Annotated in this window: 5 protein-coding genes and 1 pseudogene; 4 read left to right on the top strand and 2 right to left on the bottom strand. The window is 52.0% G+C overall.

Annotation, left to right across the window (positions count from 1 at the left end; all coding sequences use genetic code 11):
• Nucleotides 1–43 precede the first annotated feature (43 nt).
• Nucleotides 44–373 (bottom strand): DUF3467 domain-containing protein, encoded by a 330-nt coding sequence (locus tag MMG03_RS15690; RefSeq protein ID WP_073161614.1) that lies wholly within the window; start codon nt 371–373, stop codon nt 44–46.
• A gap of 165 nt (nt 374–538) precedes the next feature.
• Here MMG03_RS15690 and MMG03_RS15685 point away from each other — a divergent pair, with 165 nt between their 5' ends.
• From MMG03_RS15685 to MMG03_RS15670, 4 genes are read left to right on the top strand one after another with little or no spacing between them, the layout of a single operon-like run.
• Nucleotides 539–2,620 (top strand): carboxypeptidase-like regulatory domain-containing protein, encoded by a 2,082-nt coding sequence (locus tag MMG03_RS15685; protein WP_073285597.1) that lies wholly within the window; start codon nt 539–541, stop codon nt 2,618–2,620.
• A complete protein-coding gene (locus MMG03_RS15680) occupies nt 2,613–3,425 on the top strand; it encodes an efflux RND transporter periplasmic adaptor subunit (RefSeq protein WP_073161611.1) in 813 nt (270 codons plus the stop codon). The genes MMG03_RS15685 and MMG03_RS15680 overlap by 8 nt, the downstream gene beginning before the upstream one ends.
• Entirely contained in the window at nt 3,425–4,927 is a 1,503-nt protein-coding gene (locus MMG03_RS15675) for a TolC family protein (protein WP_088658543.1), read from the top strand. Before MMG03_RS15680 ends, MMG03_RS15675 begins: the two co-directional genes overlap by 1 nt.
• Nucleotides 4,920–6,359: an efflux RND transporter periplasmic adaptor subunit gene (locus tag MMG03_RS15670; protein WP_249506715.1), complete on the top strand. Its 1,440-nt coding sequence runs from the start codon at nt 4,920–4,922 to the stop codon at nt 6,357–6,359. The genes MMG03_RS15675 and MMG03_RS15670 overlap by 8 nt, the downstream gene beginning before the upstream one ends.
• 589 nt (nt 6,360–6,948) lie before the next feature.
• Here MMG03_RS15670 and MMG03_RS16250 read toward each other — a convergent pair.
• A pseudogene (locus tag MMG03_RS16250) lies at nt 6,949–7,097 on the bottom strand (succinate dehydrogenase/fumarate reductase iron-sulfur subunit); the annotation flags it as partial.

Here is a 7,097-nt window from a genome sequence, read left to right as displayed (position 1 = left end):
AACGACGTCTAGTAAAGTTGTCGCTTCGCTTGTCTTGAATCAATTAAGCCTTCTTCGGCTTTTCGGCAGGGGCGGCAGCCTGCATGCCGATGTCAATCTTTCCGAATTTCGCTTCGTAGGCATTCAAGGTGGCCCCAAGCATGATGGCGAGGCGCTTGGCCGTGTACGGGGTCATCACCACGCGCTCGGCTATTTCCACGTTCACCTTGCCCTGGTTCATGTTCCAGGCCTGATTCAAGCCCAGAAGCATCATGATTTCTTCACGGCCGCCCACGACGTTCGTTGCGTTCACGTAAAGGCTTTTCATGTTGCCGTCGTTCCAGACTACTTCTGGAAGGGAGTTGGCAGCTTTATTTTCTTTTTTTTCGTTCATGAGAATAGCTCCAAATAAAATAACACGCCAAATGTAACAACAAACTATAAAAAAAACTTATTTTAACTTTATTTGCGTTCTTTTTACAAAAGTAACTTTTTTTCTTCTTGTATTTTCCGTGTTTATTTTTATTTTTGTGCCCATTTTCTATACAACGGTATCTTTATGCAAGTCAAACAGGCTTTCTCCTTTGCAATGTGCGTCATTGCAGCATGTGTCATCGGCTGCTCTCCAACAAATTCCGAAGACAGCGAATACTCAAAATGGAGTTTTTCCGGCTCTGTCGTCGACGCCTCGAATAACGCAACTCTTTGTGGGGTAAAGATTTCATACCAAAACGCCTCCGGAGATCTCAAATCCACGGAAACCGACGAGGCCGGCAACTTTTTCATCGACGATTTGCCGTACGGTTCGCGAACCTTCACCTTCACGCACAGGGAAATTCAAAAAAAGGACACCTTGTACTACGCACCGCACGTCGAAACGGTCAACTCGACCAGCGAATCCTCGCACATGGAGGGGGTCGTCGCCACGTCATCCATGGTGATAAGGCTTTCTCCCCTCAACGCGGCCCTCAATGGAGAACTCTACATAAACGAAGCCAGTTCCGGGAAAGCCGTCCCGATAAAGGGGGCCTCCATATCCATCGTCCACCAGAGCGAAGATTACGTGAACCTGTTCCCCGAAACCTTTGACGGCTCGTCCGATTCACTCGGGAAGTTCACGTTCAAGAACTTGCCCGCAGATTCCGGGCTCGTCCTCAAAATAGCCCCCGTCACATACAACGGGTTGCGCTACACCGCTACAGACAAAATCCTTCCACGCCTCAAGCCGAACGGCGCCATCGATCTGGGACGCACTTACCTCCAGCAGGACACCCTTGTCAAAAAGCAAAACGACATCAAGGCCTCTAACGTGATGGACAAGAACTACATGGGGTACGGGGAGCTCTCCCCCCTGATTGTCCCGTACTACGTATTCAACGAAAAGATTACGTCCAAGAACTTGTCGGTCAACGTAAGGAGCGATTCGGCAAACTTCTACGTAGAGCCGGTCATCAAAGGCGACACGCTGTTCCTGGCCCACCCCGATAGCGCCTTCGACGCAGAAACCAGGTATTCCGTGAGCATCACCGCATACGGCAAGGAGTCGGGCGAGCGCTACAATCTCGCCTTCAACGGGGATTCCGCATTTACAACGGGCAGAGGCCTCTACGCCATAACAAGCAACGCATGGCCCAGCAACGAAAAATACACGTCCTCCTTCGGCACGAGCGACACAATCTGGGTCAAGTTCAGCGAGGACCTCGTCTCGAGCGCCGACAAGATTCAGTGGAGTTTCGCCAGCGGCGCCACGCGCACCATCTACGCGCACAGCTACGGCAAGAACGCAGACGCCTGGGTCAAAAAGGACACTCTTTTCGTCAAACTGATGGATCGCATCCTCGACTCCCGCGTGCAGGGAGATACCATCGGCATGAACATCACCGCGTACGGCAAGAGCGGCCTTGTCCTCAAGAATTTCTCCCTTTACACAGAAATCCAGGTTCCCGAAAAGCAAAAAATCAAGGCGTCAAATGTCGTCGACAAGTCGCTCATGGGCTATAGGGACGTCTCCCCCCTGATTACGCCGTTCTTCGTTTTCGAAGAGGAACTTAGCAGCGCGAACCTTTCCGTCTCGGTAAAGGCCGGTTCAGACGTATTCTACGTCACCCCGACAGTGAAAAAAGACACCCTGTTCCTCAAGCACGATCGTTCGTTCCCCTCGGAAGCGAGCATCAGCGTGAGCATCGCCGTATACGGCAAAAAGTCCGGCGACCGCATATCGTACGAGCTCACCGGCGATTCCGCCTTCGTGACAGGGCGCGGACTCTACGCGGTCACAAGCAACGCATGGCCAAGCAACAAGGGCTACAAGGCAAGCTTCTCCGCCGAAGACACCATCTGGGTCAAATTCTCGAAGGCTCTTTCCACGAACACCGACAGGATACAATGGAGCAAGGCGAGCAACGCAAAGTACACCCTGTACGGCCATGGCGCCAACAAGAACGCAAACGCAAAGGTCAAGGGCGACACGCTGTTCATAACAATGCTCCCGAACGCCATCAACGAGTCCACCCAAAACGGCGACTCCGTCGGCGTAAACCTCACCGTCTACGCAACCGACGAGACTTATCTCGAAAAGTTCACATTGTACACGGAACTCGAGATTCCCTTGTCGAGCTCAAGCACCACAAAAAATGAATAAGTTGTTCAAAATACTGTTTTTCTGCACCGCCGTATTCGCTTTTTGCGCAAGCTCTGCACTAGCCGCAAGCTTCGACGGTATCACGGAACCGCTCGCGCAAGCCAGTATGGGCTTTACCGTATCCGGGAAAATCGACAGCATCTGGGTAAAAGAAGGCGAGTTCGTCCACAAGGGCGACACCTTGATGAACCTCATAAAGACCGAAGAGGAACTGCGTTCACGCATCACGAAAATCACCGCCGAGGACCTCTCGAGTGTTGTCTCGGCGAAGGCGAAAATGGACGCGTACGAAAAGGACTTGGAAGCCACGAAAAAGTTGTTCGAGACTTCGAATTCCATAAGCGCCGAACAGCTCTGGGAAAAGGAAATGAACTTCAATGTAGCGAAAGCCGAATGGGAAGCCGCAAAGGTATCCAAGTCCAAGGATTCCCTCGAGCACCGCATGGCACGCGCACAGCTGCTCAAGCAGTACCTAATCGCCCCCTTCGATGGAGAAATAGTTTCCATATCGAAGAACAGGAGCGAAAGCGTCGAAGCCCTCGAATCCGTCATCGAAATCGCGGACGTGCGCACATGCCGCATGACAGCCTACATCATTGTCAACAAGACGAACAAGCTGAAAATCGGCCAAAGCGTCAATCTTCAACTGAACGGCTCCGCGAAAAATCGGAACAAAATGGGAACCATTGAATTCATCTCGCCCGTCGTCGACAAGGCCAGCCTGCTACGAACAGTCAAGGTCATCTTCGACAATTCAAACCACTCCATAGAACCCGGCGTCACCGGCAAAATCATATTGCAATAATGCACAAACTTTCTGCACATTTGACGCTATTCGCTTTCATATTGATTTTTTCGGTCGCCAGTTCCTTTGCAACCGAAGACTCGCTCAGGCTCAACTTGGAAACGGCGCTCAAGATTCTTATCGAGAACAACACCGATGTACAAGAAGCAAAATACAACTGGATTGCGCAAGCCGAGATGACAAAAGGGGCCTACGGGGATTTCGAGCCGCACTTAAACGGCCGTGCAAGCAAGGAAAGAGGCGACAGGCCGAGCGCCCTGTTCACGGAAACCAAGGACGAGTACAAAATCGGGATACAAGGGAAGCTACCCTCGGCTACGGAATACAGCGTGGGCTTCAACCAGGCGACCTACACCCATAGCGAATACACCTCGGAACTTTACTTTGGCGGCGAACTCCGCCAACACGTGCTGAAAGACGGCCTGCTCTACTTTTCGCCCACTGCGCAGCTCCGCGAAGCCTACCTGCAACAGGAAATCGCCTACCAGAAATACCGCAACACGCTCAGCGACGTTTTGGACAAGTTCTACGATGCCTACTGGAACTACTTTTATGCAGAGCAAACCCTGCAATTCGCCACGAAGTCGTCGCAAGTCGCAAAACAAATCGCGGACGACGCAGAAAAAAGGCAGCAGTTGGGCATACTCTCGGTCCTTGACAAGCAGAAGGCCGTCGCCGAGTATTCCGACCGCGAGAGCGGACGCCTCACGGCAATGAATCAATTGCGAAGCGCAAGGCTCAACCTGCTACTTGCGATATCTGCAAGCGAAATCATCCAGGATCCGCGCCCCATCGCCATAAGCCTCCCTAGCGACATCGACACGTCTATCCAGGTAAAACCAGTTGACGCCGAAGATTCCATCTACCGCCTTCATCCCGCCTACATGCAGCAGCAGGCGGAACTCGACCTGCGCGAAGAGGAATTGAAGCTACATCGCACAAAATCGCTCCCGACGCTCGACATTATCGGGAATTACGGGATACGCAGCCGCGACAAGGAAGCAAGAACGGCTATTCGCAACTTCAAGCACCCCGAAGACCGTCAAACAGTGCTTGCCGGAGGAATCGAAATAGACATTCCACTGTTCGCAAACATCAATGAACGTCACCAGATTGCAGCACAGAAGGTAAACGTGAGAGCCGCACGTACACGCCTCGCGCTCATTCAGAACAAACTTTTAGAGGAATTCAGCATTCTGCAGAAAAGGTCCATCGAAATACGCGAGCAATGGAAATTCAGCGAAATCGCCGTCAACTACCACGAAACGGAACTGCAAGAAGAATTCAAAAAAATGGAACTCGGCAAAAGCAACTACCACATCATTTTCGACATGGAAGAGGACCTCCGCAAGGCGGAACAGCGCCACCTCGAGAATACACGCGATTTGCACCTTATCGACGTAAAGCTCCTCATCGCGAAAGGAGAGCTGTTGCGCGAAAACGGCCTAGAAACTTGGGATCAGGGCAAGCCCGCCCTACGCAAGGAGCTGCTGCATGAATAATTCCAACACAAATTTGGACGCCAACAAACTGCTCCAGGCGATGCAAGGGGCGCTCAGCAGTTCCAACGCAAAAATCAACCAAATGACCCAAGTATTCGACGTCACCCAAAACGTACTTGCGTGCGACAAATTCAAAACGGCGACGTTGTCCCTGGTCAGCGGACTCTGCGACAAATACAACGCCGAAAGGGTGAGCCTCGGATGGGTCAAGCACGATTACGTTGTGCTAAAGGCTCTGAGCCACACCGACCACTTCGAGAAAAAAATGCAGGTGGTGCGAGACTTGGAAGGCATCATGGAAGAAGCCTACGAGCAAGACGCAGCCATCGTCTACCCCGCCCCCGAAAAGAACGTTCTTTCGATTCGCGAGCACGAGCTGTACAGCACCAAATACCACACAAAGTACATACTCACCGTACCAATCCACAATGGCGACGAAATCATCGGAATCATCTGCTGCGAACGAAATTCGCAACCTTTCGACGACTTGAATTCTGAACAAATTTACCTGACATCGTCACTGTGCGCAGCAAGACTTGAGGAACTCTACAACAAAAGTTGCTGGTTTGGGCTCCGCATGGTAAAAAAAGTCCGCAAATTGCTCTCCAAGCTTTTAGGGGTCGAACACACGTGGGCAAAGCTATTCGGGATACTTGCAATAGCGCTGATTCTATTCGCGACGCTTTACCCAATCCCTTACAGGGTTAGCGCTCCGGCAATTCTGAAAACAGACAAAATAATCTATACGACAGCCCCCTTCGACGGATACATCGATACCGTTTTTGTAAAGCCCGGCGACGTCGTTTACAAGGGAGCCCCATTACTCCGACTAAACCAGACAGAGCTCAAGCTTGAAGAAGCCGATCTCATGGCGCAGGAACAGGACTCCCGGCGCGAAATACAAAAAGCCCAGGCGGCCCACCAGCTTGCCGAAATGCGAATTCACCAAGCGCGCCTCGCGCAAACCCAAGCAAAGCTCAAGACAGTACGTTACAGGCTCTCCATGGCCGTGGTCGCCGTCACCGCCGACAGCGCCGTCATTATCGAAGGTGACCTGCAAAAACGCATCGGTGCCCCGGTAAACCAGGGAACGGAACTGTTCCAGATGGCATCCATCGAGAACATCTATGTCGAGATAAATGTGCCCGAACAGGAACTGCGCAACGTAAAACTCGGAACCCAGGGCCTGCTCGCCATCAAGAGCCGCCCCGAATACGTTTACCGGTTCGAGACGCAACACATCAGCCCCACCGCAGAGGTAAAGGAACAGGAGAACACCTTCGCCGTGCGCGGCGAGTTCGTCTACCAGACTCCGGCATGGTTCCGCCCCGGCATGACAGGTATCGCGAAGATTTTCGCGGGCAAGCGCACGCTCTGGTGGATTCTTTCACACCAGGCAATCGACTACCTTCGCCTGAAACTCTGGTGGTAAGGGGGCAAAAGCCCCGAAAAGCGACAACAAAGTGTGGTTGGAAGTCCTGCAAAATCGCAAAAAAAATGATACTTCGATATAATTTCCCTACCAAAGGAAACCGATTGAAAATCGGAAGAAGGTTAAAATTGCTCACAAGAGATCCCGGCTGGGCGTGGGTGTACAATGCAACCACATCAAGCAATTTGGTATACCAACCCACATAGTCAGCAAAATAAATCCCCAAAGGTATAGAGAAAAAAGCGGGGCGGGGCCGGGGCTGACGCCAGGGGGATTGGACTCTCGCTTTGCTCAAGTCCCAACCTTTAGGCTCAGCAATGCCCGTGCAAGCACGGTCGCTGCATTCGCCTTATGAGGTTGTCCTCCCCCACCATATACAAAAAGGGCCGCATCGCTGCAGCCCTTTTTTTGTAATGCTGGTCTGGATCCTTCGACTCCGAGGCTACGCCTCTTCGCTCAGGATGACATGCTCAAAGGCCAGAAAGGCCGACCTCATACCTCAAGCTATACGAGACTTGACAACTTGTTGTCTTAGTCGAGTTATCCCCTATGGGGAGAATGCCTAGGGCATGAGCGACCTCACGCCTCATTAGTCCTTACCGTACACCTTTTCAGCGTAGGTAGCGGTTGCCATGAGGTATTCGCGGTTCATCTTTGCGATGTAATCCACGGTGATACCCTTCGGGCAAGCAGCCTGGCATTCGTAAAGGTTGGTGCAGTTACCAAAGCCTTCCTTGT

Origin of the sequence: Fibrobacter sp. HC4, from assembly GCF_023373925.1 — a bacterium.
Lineage (GTDB): Bacteria > Fibrobacterota > Fibrobacteria > Fibrobacterales > Fibrobacteraceae > Fibrobacter.
This window is presented reverse-complemented; position numbering and strand designations above follow the sequence as displayed.